Source organism: Oscillibacter hominis (assembly GCF_014334055.1).
GTDB classification, from domain to species: Bacteria; Bacillota; Clostridia; order Oscillospirales; family Oscillospiraceae; genus Oscillibacter; species Oscillibacter hominis.
This window is the reverse complement of record NZ_CP060490.1, coordinates 530045-546975: the sequence shown is the minus strand read 5'-3', so window position 1 is coordinate 546975 and position 16931 is coordinate 530045. Positions and strand designations below refer to the sequence as shown.

The 16931-nt window shown below is 60.2% G+C and carries 14 protein-coding genes; 5 read left to right on the top strand and 9 right to left on the bottom strand.

The window, feature by feature from the left end:
* Window positions 1-84: 84 nt before the first annotated feature.
* Window positions 85-3393: an Ig-like domain-containing protein gene (locus H8790_RS02815; RefSeq protein WP_187333509.1), complete on the bottom strand. Its 3309-nt coding sequence runs from the start codon at window positions 3391-3393 to the stop codon at window positions 85-87.
* Window positions 3394-4077: 684 nt separating this feature from the next.
* Here H8790_RS02815 and H8790_RS02810 point away from each other — a divergent pair.
* The gene (locus H8790_RS02810; RefSeq protein ID WP_187333508.1) at window positions 4078-4698 is read left to right on the top strand and encodes a flavodoxin family protein; all 621 of its coding nucleotides are present in this window, start codon (window positions 4078-4080) and stop codon (window positions 4696-4698) included.
* Between the two features lie 34 nt (window positions 4699-4732).
* Here H8790_RS02810 and H8790_RS02805 read toward each other — a convergent pair whose 3' ends face one another.
* Genes H8790_RS02805 through H8790_RS02790 form a run of 4 tightly spaced genes read right to left on the bottom strand, consistent with a single transcriptional unit; the run spans window position 4733 to window position 7325 of the window.
* The gene (locus H8790_RS02805) at window positions 4733-5296 is read right to left on the bottom strand and encodes an ATP-binding cassette domain-containing protein (RefSeq protein ID WP_187333507.1); all 564 of its coding nucleotides are present in this window, start codon (window positions 5294-5296) and stop codon (window positions 4733-4735) included.
* Entirely contained in the window at window positions 5296-6012 is a 717-nt protein-coding gene (locus H8790_RS02800) for an ABC transporter permease (protein WP_243208551.1), read from the bottom strand. Before H8790_RS02800 ends, H8790_RS02805 begins: the two co-directional genes overlap by 1 nt.
* A 19-nt stretch (window positions 6013-6031) precedes the next feature.
* Window positions 6032-7045, bottom strand: coding sequence for an ABC transporter substrate-binding protein (locus tag H8790_RS02795; protein ID WP_187333505.1), 1014 nt, complete (start codon window positions 7043-7045; stop codon window positions 6032-6034).
* A 1-nt stretch (window position 7046) separates the two neighbouring features.
* A complete protein-coding gene (locus H8790_RS02790) occupies window positions 7047-7325 on the bottom strand; it encodes a TM1266 family iron-only hydrogenase system putative regulator (RefSeq protein ID WP_187333504.1) in 279 nt (92 codons plus the stop codon).
* A gap of 277 nt (window positions 7326-7602) precedes the next feature.
* On the opposite strand from H8790_RS02790, the gene H8790_RS02785 reads away from it, so the two are divergent.
* The 3 genes from H8790_RS02785 (at window position 7603) to H8790_RS02775 (ending at window position 11472) form a co-directional block, all read left to right on the top strand.
* Window positions 7603-10740 (top strand): UvrD-helicase domain-containing protein, encoded by a 3138-nt coding sequence (locus tag H8790_RS02785; RefSeq protein WP_187333503.1) that lies wholly within the window; start codon window positions 7603-7605, stop codon window positions 10738-10740.
* A gap of 120 nt (window positions 10741-10860) precedes the next feature.
* Entirely contained in the window at window positions 10861-11004 is a 144-nt protein-coding gene (locus tag H8790_RS02780; RefSeq protein ID WP_187333502.1) for a hypothetical protein, read from the top strand.
* 45 nt (window positions 11005-11049) lie between these two features.
* Complete coding sequence (locus tag H8790_RS02775; protein ID WP_187333501.1) at window positions 11050-11472, top strand: hypothetical protein; 423 nt, start codon at window positions 11050-11052, stop codon at window positions 11470-11472.
* A gap of 46 nt (window positions 11473-11518) precedes the next feature.
* Here H8790_RS02775 and H8790_RS02770 read toward each other — a convergent pair whose 3' ends face one another.
* Complete coding sequence (locus H8790_RS02770; protein ID WP_187333500.1) at window positions 11519-12394, bottom strand: LysR family transcriptional regulator; 876 nt, start codon at window positions 12392-12394, stop codon at window positions 11519-11521.
* A 142-nt stretch (window positions 12395-12536) separates the two neighbouring features.
* Between H8790_RS02770 and H8790_RS02765 the strand changes: the two genes are divergently transcribed.
* Window positions 12537-13931, top strand: a complete 1395-nt coding sequence (locus H8790_RS02765; protein WP_187333499.1) for an alanine/glycine:cation symporter family protein — start codon at window positions 12537-12539, stop codon at window positions 13929-13931.
* Window positions 13932-14049: 118 nt separating this feature from the next.
* Here the strand turns inward: H8790_RS02765 and H8790_RS02760 are convergent, their stop codons facing one another.
* The 3 genes from H8790_RS02760 to H8790_RS02750 form a co-directional block, all read right to left on the bottom strand.
* On the bottom strand, window positions 14050-15003 hold the full coding sequence (locus tag H8790_RS02760) for an ABC transporter ATP-binding protein (RefSeq protein ID WP_187333498.1): 954 nt from the start codon (window positions 15001-15003) through the stop codon (window positions 14050-14052).
* Window positions 15004-15005: 2 nt separating this feature from the next.
* Window positions 15006-15914, bottom strand: coding sequence for an ABC transporter ATP-binding protein (locus tag H8790_RS02755; RefSeq protein ID WP_243208550.1), 909 nt, complete (start codon window positions 15912-15914; stop codon window positions 15006-15008).
* Window positions 15915-16053: 139 nt separating this feature from the next.
* The gene (locus tag H8790_RS02750) at window positions 16054-16929 is read right to left on the bottom strand and encodes an ABC transporter permease (protein WP_243208549.1); all 876 of its coding nucleotides are present in this window, start codon (window positions 16927-16929) and stop codon (window positions 16054-16056) included.
* Window positions 16930-16931 lie beyond the last annotated feature (2 nt).

Genomic DNA, 16931 nt, shown 5'->3' with positions numbered 1-16931 from the left:
TTTATCCTATGAGCGCAGAGGAAGTCCCTATTCTTGAAAAGCGGGCCGCGGATATTTTCCGCGGCCCGCTTCCCTATTCTTGAATTAATAGTTGCAGATGATCTTCACCGTATATGTACGGGTGTAGCTGGAATTTTCAGCCGTCACCTTGATCTGGATCGTCATGGTCTCACCCTTGGCAAAATCCAGATTGGAGATGGTATAATACCCATCGCTGTCCCGATCCAGCTGGATATAGGGGGTGGAGCTGCTGGTGCCGATCTTGTACTCAATGGAGCTGACGGAATCCTCGGTGGGCAGCATGGTCAACTTCGCGCCCACAGCCGCCGTGGGATAAACCGTATAGGAGGTAGTCGTGGTTGCGGTATCAATGATGCTGTAAACATCGGGATCCGCAATCAGGCGCATCTCCTTCAGTGTGGAGGTGACGGAAGAGGAGGTGGTGGAGAAGCTCTGGCTCTTGGTGTAGGTGAGGCCGTTGTACACCAGCGTGGCGCGGATGGTATAGCTTGTGCCCGCCTTCAGGTCGGACAGCTCAAACCGCCTGGCCTCATTCGCCTTGGTGGTGATATTGGAGACCAGGGTGGTGGTCTTGCCGCCGCCGGAATACGTCACGGTCAGCTTGCCCTCCACATCGGACTGCACGGAAAATACCGCAGAGGTGCTGGAGACGTCGTTTTCCGTATCCACCGCGATGTTCAGGGGGTTGGAATCCTCCGTGGTGAAATAGGAGGAGAAGGAGCCCACATTGGAGCCATCCTCGTATTCCAGGGTTCCGGACACTACCACCACGTAGTATTTCGTATTCAGCTCCAGGTCGTTGTAGGGCTGGATGGTAACTGTCTTGCCGTCGTTGGAAACAGAGGCGGTGAAGTCCACCTTGGAACCGGAGGTGCTGCCGCGGCGCAGCTCAATGGCTGTGCTTTCCACATAGGAGGGCTTCAAAGTGGTATAGCCCGACCGGTAGACCGGGGAGCCGAAAGTCACCGTGATAGGGCTGCCGGCGGAGACGTTGACGGCCTTATCTTCGGGAGAGACCACGATGTCTGTCTCCACGGTCTTGCCGGTGGAGAACTTGGAGACAAAGCGCCCGTTGGAGCTGCCGTTTTCATTGACCAGCGTCCCCTTATTCACCACAACATAATAGGTGGTGTCGTCCGCCAGCGCCACGTTGGGCTTGATGGTGATGGTGCGCTTGTTGGAGCTGATGGTGGCGGTATAGGCAAGGCTTTCGCCGGTGGTGCTGTCCTTGTGCAGCTCCACCACGCTGTTCCTGATATAGGACGCGGTCAGCGTCACGCCCACATCCTCATAAATCGCCTCGTCAAAGCTCAGCGTGATGCTGGTGGTCTTGGACACGCTGGTGCGGCCGTTGGTGGGGGACACGGAGGGCGTGAGGGTGGTGGAGGTGCCAGTGGTGAAGTACGAGGTGACCTTGGGATTGGTGGCCCCGTCGGAATTTTTCAGCTTGGAGGAGGCCACGATCACATAATAGGTGGTGTTGGTGGCCAAATCCTCATCCGGCCGGATGGTGATGGTCTTCTTGTCGGAGCTGATGGAGGCGGTATAGCTGACCAGCGCGCCGGAAGTGCTTCCACGGCGCAGTTCCACCACGCTGCCCTCCACATAGGAGGTGGTGAGGGTGTTGCCGCTGGAGTTGAAGAGCACATCGTGGAAGGTCAGGGTGATGGCGCTGGAGATGGCCACACCGGTGGAGGCGTTGGAGGGAGATACTGTGGGGCTCAGGGTGGTGGAAGCGGACTTGGTCCCGAAATAGGAGGTGTACTCCGTGTTCCGCTGTCCGGCGCTGTTTTTCAGAGTACCGCCCTTTACGACCACATAGTAGGTGGTACCGGTGGCAAGCTCCGAATCCGGCGTCACGGTCACGGTCCTGCCGCTGACATAGGCGGAGAAGTTCACCTTGGTGCCGGAAGAGCTTCCGCGGCGCAGCTCCACCACGGAGTTTTCAATGTAGCTGTTGGAGACGCTGTTCCCGCTGGAATTGTAGATGGCCTCGTCAAAGACCAGGGAGATGGTGGCCGAGGGGTCCACCGAGCCCGCGCCCTTGGAGGGCACCACGGTGGGCTGGAGGATCCCGTTTTGATCCTTGTCGGCGTTGTTGGTGATCTTGCCCGGCTGGGTCTCATAGGTGATGCCGTTCACATTCTCCACAGCGGTGGAAATGGTTCCCTCGCCGTAGAAGGTGGTCAGGCCATTCATGGTGGCGGTGCCCACGCTGACACCCTTGGCCAGGGAGATGGTGGTACCGGCGGCGGCCTTGTCCACGGTCAGGGCGGTGATGGTGCCCTTCTGGATCACCGTGTTGGTCTTGCTGGTCAGGTTCATGGCGGCGATCTTACCGCTGCTGTGGTTGATGACGGTGCTGCTCTGCACGGTCAGCTTGTCAAATGTACCGGAGAGCTTGACGGTGCTGCTGGCCAGTGAAGAGCCGGTGAGTGTCACATTCTGGAAGCCGTCGCCGGTGAGGGAGGATTCGGAGAGGGTGACGCCGTTTTTGACCACGGTTTCCTTCACCGACGAGTTCCCGGTGGCATAGATGGCCGCATCCTCCTTGGAGGCGGCCAGGTAGTTTACATTGGTGTCATAGAGCGTGACCATGCTGCCGCCGTTGACAGTCAGGGCGCCTAAGACACGGCTGTTGCGCAGCGTCACGGCGCCGCTTCCCGTATCGTCGGTCACAGTGACATTGTTGGCGTAAAGGGTGTTGCTGCGGGTCACCGCGGAGGAGATGGAAACCGTGGAATCGGACACCACGTTCTCGCCCTTGAGCAGCAGGTAGATCACCTGGGCCACCTGGGCGCGGGTCATCTTGGCATTGGGGTTGAACTTATTGTTCCCGTCGCCCTTCATGTACCCCTTGGTGTAGATGATATCCACGCCGTCGCGGGCCCAGTCCCCGATGGAGGAGGAGTCCGCAAAGACCTTGGAGGAGGAAACCGACGCAGGCAGCGTCACCACGCGGCTGAGCATCAATGCCGACTCCTGGCGGGTGATGGTCTGGTTGGGCCGGAAGGTGCCATCGGTATAGCCGGCGATGTAGCCGGCGGAAACCGCCTTCTGGAGCTCAGAGTAGCACCAGTCGCTGCTTCTGATATCGGAAAAGCTGATGGATACCGTGTTGCTCAGGCCCAAAGCCTGATTGAGCATCTTGGAGAACTCCGAACGGGACACAGGGTTGTCCGGCCGGAACGTGCCATCCTGATAGCCGCTGATGTAACCGGCGTTCACCCCGGACCGGATGGCCTCCTCCGCCCAATGGCCCTTGATGTCGCTCAGTGCGGCAGCGGTGCTCTGCACCGTCACCAGACCGCACACAAGCACAAGGGTCAGGCAAAAGGAAACGATTCTTTTGATACCAACACGCTTTTTCATTTTCTTTACCTCATTTCATCGTCGGTGATCAACTGTGTTGCTCCACAAAGAGTATTTAGCGCTATTATTATATACTATCTTCTTTTATTCCACAAGCCACTTTCAGAAAATATAGTGCCAAATCCCTCTCCCGACACAAGATGTAGCGCGAATGCTCATTTGTATATAGACGGTTTTACCAGGCGCTTTGTTTCCATTTTTCCTGTATTTTCATATCATTCAGGAAAAATCCGAGTAAACCCCATCCAGGTCACTTTAATAGGATCTGGCGGAACTTTCCAGGCTTTTGATAAAAGGATGTGCCTGCTCGAACATCGGAGACTCGCCCGGCGTCGTTAGTACAGGGGGTGTATGGAAACAGGAATGCCCGCAGGGATCACCGTCATATAGTCTTTTGCATAGCCGCAGCTTAGTCCCAATGGGCCTATCCGCCAGAAAAAAGGCAAAAGCCGTCAGCAAAAGGGACAGCGCATCATCAGGACAATGCCTTTTCAAACTCAGTGGCCGGAGAGGAGGGCCAGCGCGGCCTTGCCATCGCCCACCATCAGCGAAGCTTGGCGAGAGCGATGATACAAATTTTTACTGCAGTTGTTAAAGGAATTTGCATTTGATTTTTCGCCGTGCTACACTGAATTCCGTAAAGGGCCGGCATGGCCGGCGGATCATCTGAAAGGAGCGTTTTCTATGAAGGTACTTTTGCTCAACGGCAGCCCTCATGAGCACGGCTGCACCTACACCGCCCTCAGCGAGGTGGGAAAGGCACTGCAGCGCCGGGGCGTGGAGACAGAGATCGCCTACCTGGGCGTGCAGCCTGTGGCCGGGTGCATCGGCTGCGGCAGCTGCGCCAAAACCGGCCGCTGCTTCCGGGACGACCTGGTCAACGAGATCGCCGGGCGTCTGGACGAATTCGACGGCCTGGTGGTGGGCAGCCCCGTCCACTATGCAGCCGCCAGCGGACAGGTCACCTCGTTTTTGGACCGGCTTTTTTACATAGCCGGCGGCAAGATGGCGGGAAAGCCCGGCGCCGCCGTGGTCTCCTGCCGCCGGGGCGGCGCGTCGGCGGCCTTTGACCAGCTGAACAAATACTTCACCATCAGCAACATGCCCATCGTCCCCTCCCAGTACTGGAACCAGGTGCACGGCAACACGCCGGAGCAGGTGCTTCAGGACGAGGAGGGCCTTCAGACCATGCGCACCCTTGGGGAGAACATGGCCTGGCTGCTCCAGTGTATCCAGGCCGGCGACCAGGCCGGTGTGGCCCGCCCCCAGTACGAGCCAAAGATCAAAACCAGCTTTATCCGTTAAAAAACGCGGCGGCCACAAAGGCCGCCGCGTTTTTTCAGATGACAGGCAGACGGATCACCCGGGCGTCAAGTTCCCGGGCATCCTGGGGGTTGTGGGAAGCCAGCAGGACGACCTTCCCCTCTCCCCTGCGCCGGAGACACGCAAGGCACGCGGCACGGCTCTCCCGGTCCAGGCCCGTAAAGGGCTCGTCCAGTACCAGAGCGTCCGACGGCGCAGCCAGCGCCCTTGCAAGGGCCACCCGGCGGCGCATCCCCCCGGAGAACTCCCCCACCGGCTGTCCGGACAAGGGCAGGCCCAGCTCCTCCAGCAGCTCTGCCGACGCTTCCTCCGCGCCTGGGCGGACAAAGGCCAGGTTCTCCAGAGCCGTGGCGTGGAGCAGCAGCCGGTCCTCCTGGAACACGGCGGCCAGCCTGGCTCCCTCCAGGCCCTCCACCCTTCCCCGGTCCGCCTTCTCCAGGCCCAGGACGATCCGCAGCAGCGTGGTTTTCCCGCCGCCGGAAGGCGCCTCGATGCAGGTGACGCCCGGAGGCGCCGAAAAGGAGAGGTCCCGCAGGACAAGCCTGCTCCCGTAGGACTTCCAAAGATGCACCGCGTCCATCACGCACCTCCCATCCTGCCGCAAATGCGGTCTAAGAGTCCAAGGATCAGCCGCTCCGAGAGGGCCGACAACGCCACCACCACCGCTGTCCAGGCAAACAGCTCCGGCGTCTCAAAATAGATTTTCGCCGTGTAGAGCCGTTCTCCGACGGACCCGGCCGGCAGCCCGATGATCTCCGCCGCCACTCCGGCCTTCCAGCAAAGCCCCAGGCTCAGGGAGCATGCCGAGCGGAAGTAGGGCATCACCTGGGGCAGGTAGATGCTCCGAATCCGCCGGGCGGGCGGCACATGGAACACACGGGCCATCTCCAGAAGAGCGGGGTCCACGCGGCCGCTCCCCTCCAGCACATTGCCGTAGACCGTCGGAAAGACGATCAGAAAGGAGATCAGCAGCGACAGCTTCCGGGCAGGCACGCACATCAGCGCCAGCAGGATGAACGAGGCCACCGGCACCGCCTTAACCACGTCCACCAGGGGCCGCAGCAGCTCCCGCACCGCCTGGAAGGCACAGCTGCAGCCGGCACAGAGCACTCCGGCTGCGGCGGCCAGGAAAAAGCCGCCCAGGATACGCGCCGCCGAATACCACGCCGCCTGCCAGAACGTTATGGAGCCCATCAGCAGGGCAAGGCTCACAGCCGCGTCAATCGGCCCCGGCAGCAGCAGCCCTTCCCCCACCAGTAAGGCACACCCCTGCCACACGGCCAGCCAGAAAACCACGGCCCAGAGCCTCGGCGCTTTACGCGCCGTAATAGAAGTCGTCCTCAGGCAGAGCACCTCCCACGGAAGCCGGGTCCTGGTCATAGAGCACTTCAAGATAGCCGGACAGCTTTTCCTTCATCTCAGCGCCGGTGATGCACACGATGTTGCACTGAGGCAGCGCCTGCTCCGCCACCGCGGTGTCCACAATCCCATAGGAGCCGATGAGCCGGGCCGAGTCCTCCGTCTGTTCGTTGACCCACGCCACAGACGCGCCGTACCCCTCCAGGAACAGCGCCGTCGCCACCGGGTGCTCCTCCGCAAACTGCCGGCGTCCCACGGTCACGCCGGTGATCAGGGCAGAGCCGTTCTCCAGCCTGTCCCACTGCTCCGTCAAATCCAGCGCTACCCGCAGCCCCTCTATCTTCCCCTGGGCCACGGTGACAAAAGGCTGGGGCAGCAGGGCGATGGCCTCGCTGCCGGAGGCAAGGGCGCTGACGCACTCGCTGTGTTCGCTCTTCCAGTCAATGGTCACATCCGTGTCCGGGTCCACTCCGTTTTCCCGCAGCAGATACCGCAGGGCATACTCCGGCGTGGAGCCCTTCCCCGCCGCCGCAATGGTCTTGCCCTTCAAATCGGAGAGAGATGTCACGCTGTCCCCCCGCTCCACGATGTAGAGGACGCCCAAGGTATTGATGCTCAGGGCCACGATCTCCCCTTTGCTCTTTTCATAGAGCACCGACGCCAGGTTGGCCGGAACGCAGGCCACGTCCAGCTCCCCCTGGATCAGGCCGGGGCTCACCTCGTCGGCGGACGCAGCCAGCGTAAAGTCATAATATCCATAGGTGCTGTTCCCGTCCTCCGAATCCCGCATCAGCTTCACCAGGCCCATGGCGGTGGGGCCCTTCAGCGCCGCCGCCCGAACCGTGACCGCCTGCTCCGCCTCCGCCGAGGGAATGGAGGCGCTTTCCCCGCCTGCTCCATTTGAGCCGCCGCAGGCGGCCAGGGAGAGGATCAGCAGGAGGCTCAATCCTGCCGCTACCGCTTTTTTCATCTTATCTCTTCTCCTTTTCCTGTCCTTCGCCGGACTCCGCCGGCGCGTAAACTGTTTTCGCCGTGACGCCCTCCAGCCGCCCGATCTTCCCGGCCAGGGCGCTGATCTCATCCTGGGGCGCGTCCATGGCCACGCTGATGATGTGAAGCCCCCGCTGGCGGTAGGGAACGCCCATCCGTCCGATGATCCATGCCCCGTACTGGTGGAGCAGCTCGTTGAGCCGTCCCACCGATCCGGTCTCCTGCACCACAATGGCAAGCAGGGCAATTCGTGTCTTCATTTCTCACCCTCCAAACAACAAAAGCGCCTTTCCCCCGGGGAAAAGGCGCAGACTATCCGGGGCGTGCCGCAGCGCGCCCTTTTCCGCCTCTTCCCGCCCGGACTCCTCCGGGATTGTCAGAACGGTCGCTTGTTTACCGTCAGGGGTCAGAGCATATCTTTCCCACAACGCTTCTACTGTATCACAGGATTTCCCACCTGGCAAGACTCTGACTGGCGTTGCAAAGGGGCGCGGTAGGCGGTATAATCGAGAAAACCATTCGACAGAAGGTGACATTTTGTATATTGCCGATCTCCACATCCACTCCCGCTTCTCCCGGGCCACCAGCCGCGACTGCGACCTGCCCCACCTGGACTGGTGGGCCCGGCGCAAGGGCATCCAACTATTGGGCACCGGGGACTTCACTCATCCCGCCTGGCGCGCGGAACTCAAAGAGCAGCTGCTCCCCGCCGGGGACGGGGTCTACACGCTGCGAGAGGAACTGCTCCTTCCGGACAGGGAGGCGGCGGAGGCGCCCCGCTTTGTGGTCACGGGTGAAATCAGCTCCATCTATAAGCGGAATGGAAAGACCCGCAAGGTCCATAACCTCATCCTTCTGCCCAGCCTGGAGGATGCGGAGGAGCTCTCCGCCAGGCTGGAGGCCATCGGCAACATCCACTCCGACGGACGGCCCATCCTGGGCCTGGACAGCAGGGACCTATTGGAGCTGACGCTGGAGACCTGCCCCGGCGCGGAGCTGATCCCCGCCCACATTTGGACGCCGCACTTTGCCATGTTCGGCGCCTTTTCCGGCTTCGACACCATGGAGGAGTGCTTCGGCGATCTGACGCCCCACATCCACGCCGTGGAGACCGGCCTCTCCTCCGACCCGCCGATGAACTGGCGCCTCTCCGCCCTGGATCATCTGACGCTGGTGTCCAATTCCGACGCCCACTCCCCCTCCAAGCTGGGCCGGGAGGCCAATTTGTTGGATACCGGCCTCTCCTATCCCCAGCTGATGCAGGCCATCCGCACCGGGGAGGGGTTTGCCGGAACCATTGAATTTTTCCCCGAGGAGGGCAAATATCACCTGGACGGCCACCGCAGCTGCGGCGTCTGCCTCACGCCGGCTGAGACGGAGGCGCGGGAGGGCCGCTGCCCGGTGTGCGGAAAAAAGCTGACCATCGGCGTGGAACACCGGGTGGAGGAGCTGGCCGACCGGCCCCACGGCTTCCGCCCACCAACCGCCAGGCCCTTTGAAAGCCTGGCCCCCCTGCCGGAGGTCATCGCCGCCTCCACCGGGGCCCCGGCCGCCGGGAAAAAGACGTTGGAGCAGTATGAGCACATGCTCCGGGAACTGGGGCCGGAGTTTCACATCCTGAGAGAGGTCCCCATCCCCGACATTGAGCGCGTGTCGGGCCCCTGCGTGGCGGAGGGCATCCGCCGCCTCCGGCTGGGCCAGGTACAGCGGCGCGCCGGGTTCGACGGGGAGTTCGGCACCATCTCTTTGCTGACGCCCTCTGAAATCTCACTGCTCAGCGGCCAGGTCTCCCTTTTCGGCGCCTCGGCTCCCCAGCAGGCACCAAGGCGCCAGCGGACGCTGAAAAAGAAGGCCGCGGCCCCCGCCCCATCCTCTCCGGAGGCGGACTCCCTCAACCCGGAGCAGCACCAGGCGGTCTGTGCGCCGGAGCGTACGGTGGCCGTGGTGGCCGGCCCGGGAACGGGCAAGACCAAGACATTGGTTGCACGGATCGCCTACCTGGTAGAGGAGCGGGGCGTCAAGCCCGGGGAGATCACCGCCGTCACCTTCACCAACCAGGCCGCCGCCGAGATGCGCCAGCGGCTGGAGCAGCGCCTTGGCGGCAAGCGTGCTGTGTCCTCCATGACCATCGGCACCTTCCACTCCATCTGCCTGAAGCTCCTGGGCAAGGTGCGCCTCATCGGCCAGGGAGAAGCCATTGAGACCGCGTCCGACGTCCTGCGGGAGGCGGGGAGCAAGAAGAGCGCCAGGGCCCTCCTTCAGGCGGTGTCCCAGGTCAAAAGCGGCGCCTCCACGGAGGAGGCGGAGGTGGATGCGTCCCTCCAGGAGGCCTACTGCGCCCGGCTCAAGACATTGAGCCTACTCGATTTTGACGACCTGCTGACAGAGGCGCTGAAGCTGGATACCGCCGGGCGCAAAGGGTTTACCCACCTGTTGGTGGATGAGTTCCAGGACATCAATGCTGTCCAATACGACCTGGTCCGCGCCTGGAGCCGGGGCGGCAAGAGCCTTTTTGTCATCGGCGACGGGGACCAGTCTATCTACGGCTTCCGCGGCGCCAGCGGGCGCTGTTTCCGGCAATTGATGGAGGAGTATCCTGAGACGCGGGAAATCCGCCTTATGGAAAATTACCGCTCCACGCCTGAGATTCTGGAGTCCGCCCTTGGGGTCATTGAAAAAAACTCCGGCGGGCCCCGCCTCCTTCATCCCAACCGCCCCTCCGGGCCCCAGGTGCGCCTGGTACGGGCCGCGGGAGGCTTTGAAGAGGGCGTCTTCATTGCCAAGGAGATCGGACGCATGACCGGCGGCGTGGACATGTTAGAGGCCCAGGGCCTGGATCACGAGCGGAGCACCCGGGCGTTTTCCGACATCGCCGTCCTCTGCCGCACCCACCGCCAGCTGGAGCTGGTGGAAAAATGCCTGCGCCACGACGACATCCCCTGCTTGGTGACGGGACGGGAGGAGTTTTTAGAGCGTGACGAAGTCCGGGGCGTCCTCTCCTTTTTCCACTTTCTCCTGAGCCCCGGCGACGGCGCCGCCCTAAAAACCGCCCTGCGCCTTTTGTGGGACTGCCCGGCCGATCTGATCCAAATCGCCCGGGCAGCCTGCCGCGGCCTGGAGACGCTGGATCCGGAGGCGCTGCGGGATACCGTGCGGGGCTACGGCCTCCTTGAGGACTGGCTGGCCCGGGCGGAGGCCTATCTGCCCCTGGTGGGCAGGGAAAAGCCCCGGCTTCTGATCGAGCGCTGGGCAGAGCAGTACGGCAGCACATCTGCCCTGGAGCAGCTGAAAAACACGGCGGTCTTCCACGCTGACTTTCCCGGCTTTTTAAACGCATTGACCCTGGGACAGGAGGCGGACCTGTGCCGCGCCGCAGGCAGAGGCTGGGAGTCCGGGGCGGTGCGCCTCATGACCTTCCACGGTTCCAAGGGTCTGGAATTTCCGGCAGTCTTCCTGGCCGGCGTGGACACCCTTCCCCTGAAGGCCCAGGGCAGGACCACGGACGTGGAGGAGGAACGGCGGTTGTTCTATGTGGGCATGACCCGCGCCCGGGAGGAACTGATCCTCACCGCCGGGCCGGGCGAGTCCTTGTTCCTGAAGGAACTCCCGGAGTGCGTGAGTCGGGAAACCGCACGAAAGAACGTGCGCCCCTCGGAACAGATCAGTCTGTTTTAATAGATGTTTTGCATAAATAACAAATTATTATACTGTGCATCTTGCTGTTTGACCGCTGCAAATGACGCAATTCGACATAAATCACCTGTTTACGGGCAAACTATGGCGGAGGTGATTGCAATGGATGAAAAAAAGCGCATTGAGCTTCCCCAGCCGGGACTCCAGGAGAAACCCATCCCCAGCGTATATCCCGTCATCGACACCGACCTGGGACGGGACAACGTGGAAAACGACCTGCCCGCCGCGGACCTGGAGGATCTGTAAGTATTCTTGTCCGCTTTGGTCATACTATTGGCAGAGGTGAGTACAATGCAGGATACCGAGTTGCTCCAATTTGTCCACGAGACGGCAGAGATGGGCATAGAGGGGCTCCAAAATGTGGTGGGGCAGGCCGACGACAGGCTGAGAGAGTCCATCCACTCCCAGATTTCGGAGTATGAAAACATCTCAAGACGCTCCGCCCAGATGCTGCGCTCCAAAGGCGAAACACCCAAGGAGCCTGCCCTCATGGCCCGGGTTTCCTCCGAGGTCATGTCCACTGTGCAGACCTTGGCAGACCCTTCTTCTTCCAAGATTGCCGAAATGGTCATCAAGGGGAATCAAATGGGCATCACCAAGGGGCTGAAGCATCTCCACGACTACGCCGGCAACGACAGCCAGGTGCGGTCGCTGGCGGAAGAGCTCCTTGCAACCGAGCAGTCCAATGTGGAACAGATGAAGCCCTTTTTATAAGGGCGGAAACAAACGCGCCGCGGCTTAAAAGCCGCGGCGCGTTTGTTCAGATGCCGGCGCAGTAGGCCATCACGGACTGAAGGTGGGGAGAGACCCACTTGTCCCGATGGCAGAACAGCTGCTTCCAGACCTCCACCGTAAAGTCGTCCACCTTCAGCCGCACCAGCCGGCCCGCCTTTACATCCTCGTCGGTGGCGTAGTCCGGAAGGAACGCGCATCCTGCCCCCCGGGATGCCAGCTGGCAGATGATCTCCGTATTGCCCATCTCCAGGACAGGGCTGACCTCCAGGGAGCGGGACGCCAGCTGCTCATCCACCAGGCGGCGGTAGCTCATCCCCTTTTCCGTCAATAGGAAGGGGTAGTCCAGCACCTCCCGGACGGAAACATGTTCCCGCCCCGCGAGGGGGCAGTTCGGCGCGGCTACAAAGTGCGTCTCAATCTTTTCCTCCCGGATCAGCTGGTATTCCGTGTTGTAGATGTGGTTGTCCAGCGTGAAGACCAGGTCCACCTCGTTGTGGTTCAGAAGCCGGAACATCTCCTCCGTGCCCGCCGCAATGATTTTCAGGCTGATGCCGGGATACCTCAGCCAGAAATCCTGAAACGTCCTGCCGAACTGGGTGCACAGCGAATCCGCCATGGCCAGGCGCACGTGGCCCGTCACCTCTTTTTCCTCCCGCAATTCCCGTTCCAGCTCCGCCCGCAGCTTGTCCATCCGGCGGGCGTAGCGCAGCACTTCCCGCCCCTGATCCGTCAGCTTTACCGTGTGGTGAATCCGCTCAAAGAGCCGCACGTCCAGCTCCTCCTCCAGCTGCTTGATCTGGAAGGAGACCGTGGACTGGGAATACCCCAGCCGCGCCGCCGCTTTCGTAAAGCTGCACTGCTCCGAGACATAGAGGAATGTTCTCAAATTCCGCAGGTCCATTGTACCCTCCATCTATTTTCTTAATCCATTCCATTTGAATTATCGATTTTACAAATGAGTGTTCCCATTATATACTAATCTCTGGAAAAATCAACTGCCGCCGCGCTGGCGGCAATCAAGAATCAGGAAAGGGACAAGGCCAATGGAACCGATCATCCGACTCATCTCCACCGTTTACCAGTATTTATGGGGGGACCTCTTTTCCATTCCCCTGCCCGGCGGAGGCTCTGTGGGCATTTCGCTTCTGGTGCTGCTTTTGATTCCCACCGGCATTTACTTCACGTTCCGCACCCGTTTCCTGCCAATCCGCCTCTTTCCGGAAATGCTGCGCATTGCCGTGGAAAGGCGGACCGGGGACAGCAGGCACGGCATCTCCGGCCTTCAGACGCTGATCGTCTCCACCGCCACCCGCGTGGGAATGGGAAACCTGGTCGGCGTGGTGGCTGCCATCTCCGCAGGCGGGGCAGGCGCGGTGTTCTGGATGTGGATTTCCGCCCTCCTGGGCTCTTCCACCGCCTTCATCGAGGCCACGCTGGCTCAGCTCTACAAGCAGAAAGACCCCCTCTACGGCGGCTTCCGGGGCGGCCCCGCCTACTACATCCACCGCTTTGCCGAGGAAAATGGAAAAACCCGGCGGTATTCCGTGGTGGCTGTCCTCTTTGCCATCTCCGGCCTGATCTGCTGGTGCGGCATCAGCCAGGTCATCAGCAACTCCGTCTCCAGCGCCTTTGAAAATGCCTTCCAGATTCCTCCCCTCTACACCACAGTGGTTCTGGTCGCGCTGGCCGCCGTCATCGTGCTGCGGAAAAATGCCACGGTAAAGGTGCTGGACGTGCTGGTCCCCATCATGGCGGGCTGCTATTTTGTGCTCACCCTGTTCCTGCTGGTCAAAAATGCGGCTGTGCTCCCGTCGGTCTTCCAGCGCATCTTCTCCGAGGCGTTTGGCCTGCGGCAGGCGGCGGCCGGCGGGTTCGGGGCCGTGCTGATGAACGGAGTGAAGCGGGGCCTATTCTCCAATGAGGCGGGTTCCGGCTCCGCCCCCTGCGCCGCAGCCGCGGCGGACGTTTCCCACCCGGCCAAGTCAGGGCTCCTTCAGGCCCTGGGCGTATTCATCGACACCATCGTCATTTGCAGCTGCACGGCCCTCATCATGCTGGTCACACCGGAGGCCAATGTGTCGGGCATGGAGGGCATGGACCTGCTTCAGGCCTCCATGCAGTATCATCTGGGCCGCTTCGGCGTGGTGTTCATCGCCGTGGTTCTGTGGCTGTTCAGCTTTTCCACCTTCATCGGCATCCTCTTCTACGCCCGCTCCAACGTGGCCTATCTCTTCGGTGACAATTGGGTCTCCCAGACCGCCTACAAGGTGCTGGCGCTGGGGATGCTGTTCATCGGAGGCCTGGCCACCTACACGTTTGTGTGGGATTTGGGCGATGTGGGGATTGGCCTGATGACCATTTTCAACATCGCCGTCATCCTTCCCATGTCCAAGCAGGCCCTTGGCTCCCTGCGGGAGTACGAGCAACTGCGAAAATAACGCCCCGGACAAGGACCATCGGAGAAAAGCCAGGCGAATCCAATAGGATTCGCCTGGCTTTTTATTTCTCTCAAGGCCGGACTGCCGTGGAAACTCACGCCCGCATGGCTCCCGCCTTTTACAGCGGATGGTGGCATGCAATCAGGCGTCCGTCTTCTTCCACCGCTTTCGGGACCTGCCGCCTGCATTCTTCTGTTGCATAGGGGCATCGGGTATGAAAACGGCATCCCGGAGGCGGTGCGATCGGGCTTGGCAGTTCACCGGAAATCAGCTTTTTCCCCTGCCTGTCGCTTGGGTCCGTAACCGGCACCGCGCTGAGCAGAAAGCTTGTATAAGGATGCCTCGGATGCGCAAATATCTCCTCCGTTGCCCCGCTTTCGCAAATCACGCCTAAGTACATGATGCAAACGCGGTTGGAAATGCGCCGCACTACGTTCAAATCATGAGAGATGAACAGATAGGTCAGCCCCATTTTCTCCTGCAGGTCTGCAAGCAGGTTCAGGACCTGGGCCTGGATGGAAACATCCAATGCCGACACCGGCTCATCGCAGACAATCAGTTTGGGGTTCAAAGCCAATGCGCGCGCAATACCAACACGCTGACGCTGACCGCCGCTGAACTGATGGGGGAACCGGTTCTTGTATTCAACGGGAATCCCCACCGTTCGCAGCAACTCTTCCACCTTGCGCTGCTTTTCCTGCCTGCTGCCAACCCCATTGATGGTCAGCGGCTCCATAATGGAGTTCGCTATGCTCAGCCTTGGGTCCAGACTGGCATAGGGGTCCTGAAAAATACACTGGATGTCCTTTCGCACCTTCCGGAATTCGCCCGGGCTCATTGCGGTCAGCTCGTTTTCTTCAAACCAAAGCTTCCCTGCAGTCGGCCGGAGAAGGCCAAGAATCAATCGGCCCAGTGTACTTTTACCGCAGCCGCTCTCTCCCACAAGGCCCAGGGTTTCGCCCTGATACACCGTAATGTCGACATCCGATACGGCATGGACCCGGTTGCGTCCAGCGGGGAATTCTTTCACAAGGCCTTCTCCGCGCAGCAATACTCTTTGCTCATTTTCCATACTCAGGCCTCCTTTTGGAACATCCAGCAGCTGACACGATGCCCCTCATGCACTTGCGCGGCAAGGGGGAAGGCCTGCCTGCACGACTCTTCCGCATACTGGCAGCGGGGCGCAAAGCGGCAGCCCTGCGGCATCTCCGCCAGCATTGGTACGGTCCCCGGGATACTTTGCAGGCGCTTTTCTGTGTTCCGGCTTGGAAGCGACCCTAACAGCCCCCGCGTATACGGATGCTTTGGGTTGTGGAACAGCTCGTATACATCCGCCGCCTCCACTATTTTTCCAGCGTACATGACATAGACCCAGTCGCAGATTTCCGCAACCACGCCAAGATCATGGGTGATCAAAAGGACCGACGTGCCCGCTTCCTGCTGCAGCCGGCGCATCAATTGGAGGATCTGCGCTTCAATTGTAACGTCCAGTGCGGTCGTGGGCTCATCGGCGATGAGCAGGTCAGGCCTGCAGATCATTGCGGCACTGATCATCACGCGCTGCCGCAGGCCGCCGCTGAGCTCATGGGGGTAGCAGCCGTACCGCCGCTCCGGCTCCGGAATTCCAACGCTGCGGAACATTTCTATGACCTGGTTCTTGGCCTCTTCCCTGCTGAGCTCCTTGTGAAGCATCAAAACTTCCGAAACCTGCGGGCCAACCTTGATCACAGGGTTCAGGCTGCTCATCGGCTCCTGGAAAATCAGCGTTATCCTGTCACCATACAGTTTTCGGCGCTGCTCTGCTGTGTACGCCAGGAAATCATTCCCGCAAAACCGGATGCCGCCTTCTGCGATGTAACCGCCTTTCGGCAGCAGCCCCATGACCGAATTGGCCATCATACTTTTTCCGCAGCCGCTCTCACCCACCAGCCCAATGATCTTTCCTTTGGGGATATCCAAATCCACGCCGTCAACCGGATACAATTTCCCTTTTCTGGTTTCCAAACAAGTGCGCAGCCCGGATATCTGCAAAACAGCGGCATCGGAATCCACGGTAGAACGCTGTGTTTGAATTTTATCGCCTTGTGTAATCATCCGCTTGCTCCTTTTTACATAGGAAAATTTACCGACGTAATTTGGGGTCGAATGCATCACGCAGACCGTCCCCCATCAGGTTCAGGGAGAGGACCGTCAGCATGATGGCAAGGCCCGGGAAAATCGTGATGTACGCATTGTGGCGCAAAAAGTCCTTTCCGTTGGAAAGCATCGCGCCCCACTCCGGAATGGGGGCCGGGATTCCAACGCCCAAAAAGCTCAGTCCGGCGCAGGCAATGATGGCTGATCCAACGCTGAGGGTCGCCTGCACAATGATTGGCGCAAGGCAGTTGGGAATGATATGGCGCAGAATGATAAACAGGTTCGAAGCGCCCGACGTACGCGCCGCGTCGACATACTCTGTGTTCTTGATCTGCAGCACGGAAGCTCTCATAATGCGGCAATATCTCGGGATATTGGCTATGCCGACGGCCAGCATCATGTTGAATACGCTTTTGCCCAGTGCAGCGACGATCGAGAGGTTCAGCAAGAGGCTGGGGATCGCAAGAAGAACGTCCATACAGCGCATCACAACCGCGTCATATGTCCCGCCGAAGTAACCGGCGCTGGCCCCCAAAAGGCTTCCAAAAACACACGCGATCGCAACCGACACAACGCCCACCAGCAAAGATACCCTGGCGCCGTAAAGCACTCTGCTGAAGATATCCCGCCCAAACTCATCTGTTCCAAAGAGATGGGCCGCGCTTGGATGCTGCAAGGCCTCTGGATAAACCTGAAGATAAGGATCACAGGGTGCGAGCAGATCCGCAAATATGGCGACAAAGATAATGGCAAATAAAATCGCCATCCCCAGCACCGCAGCCTTGTTTTTCCTGAATTCACTCCACACGGAAGTAAAATAGCTTTCGCTTTTTACCTTTGCCCCTGTATTTTTATCACCCACCG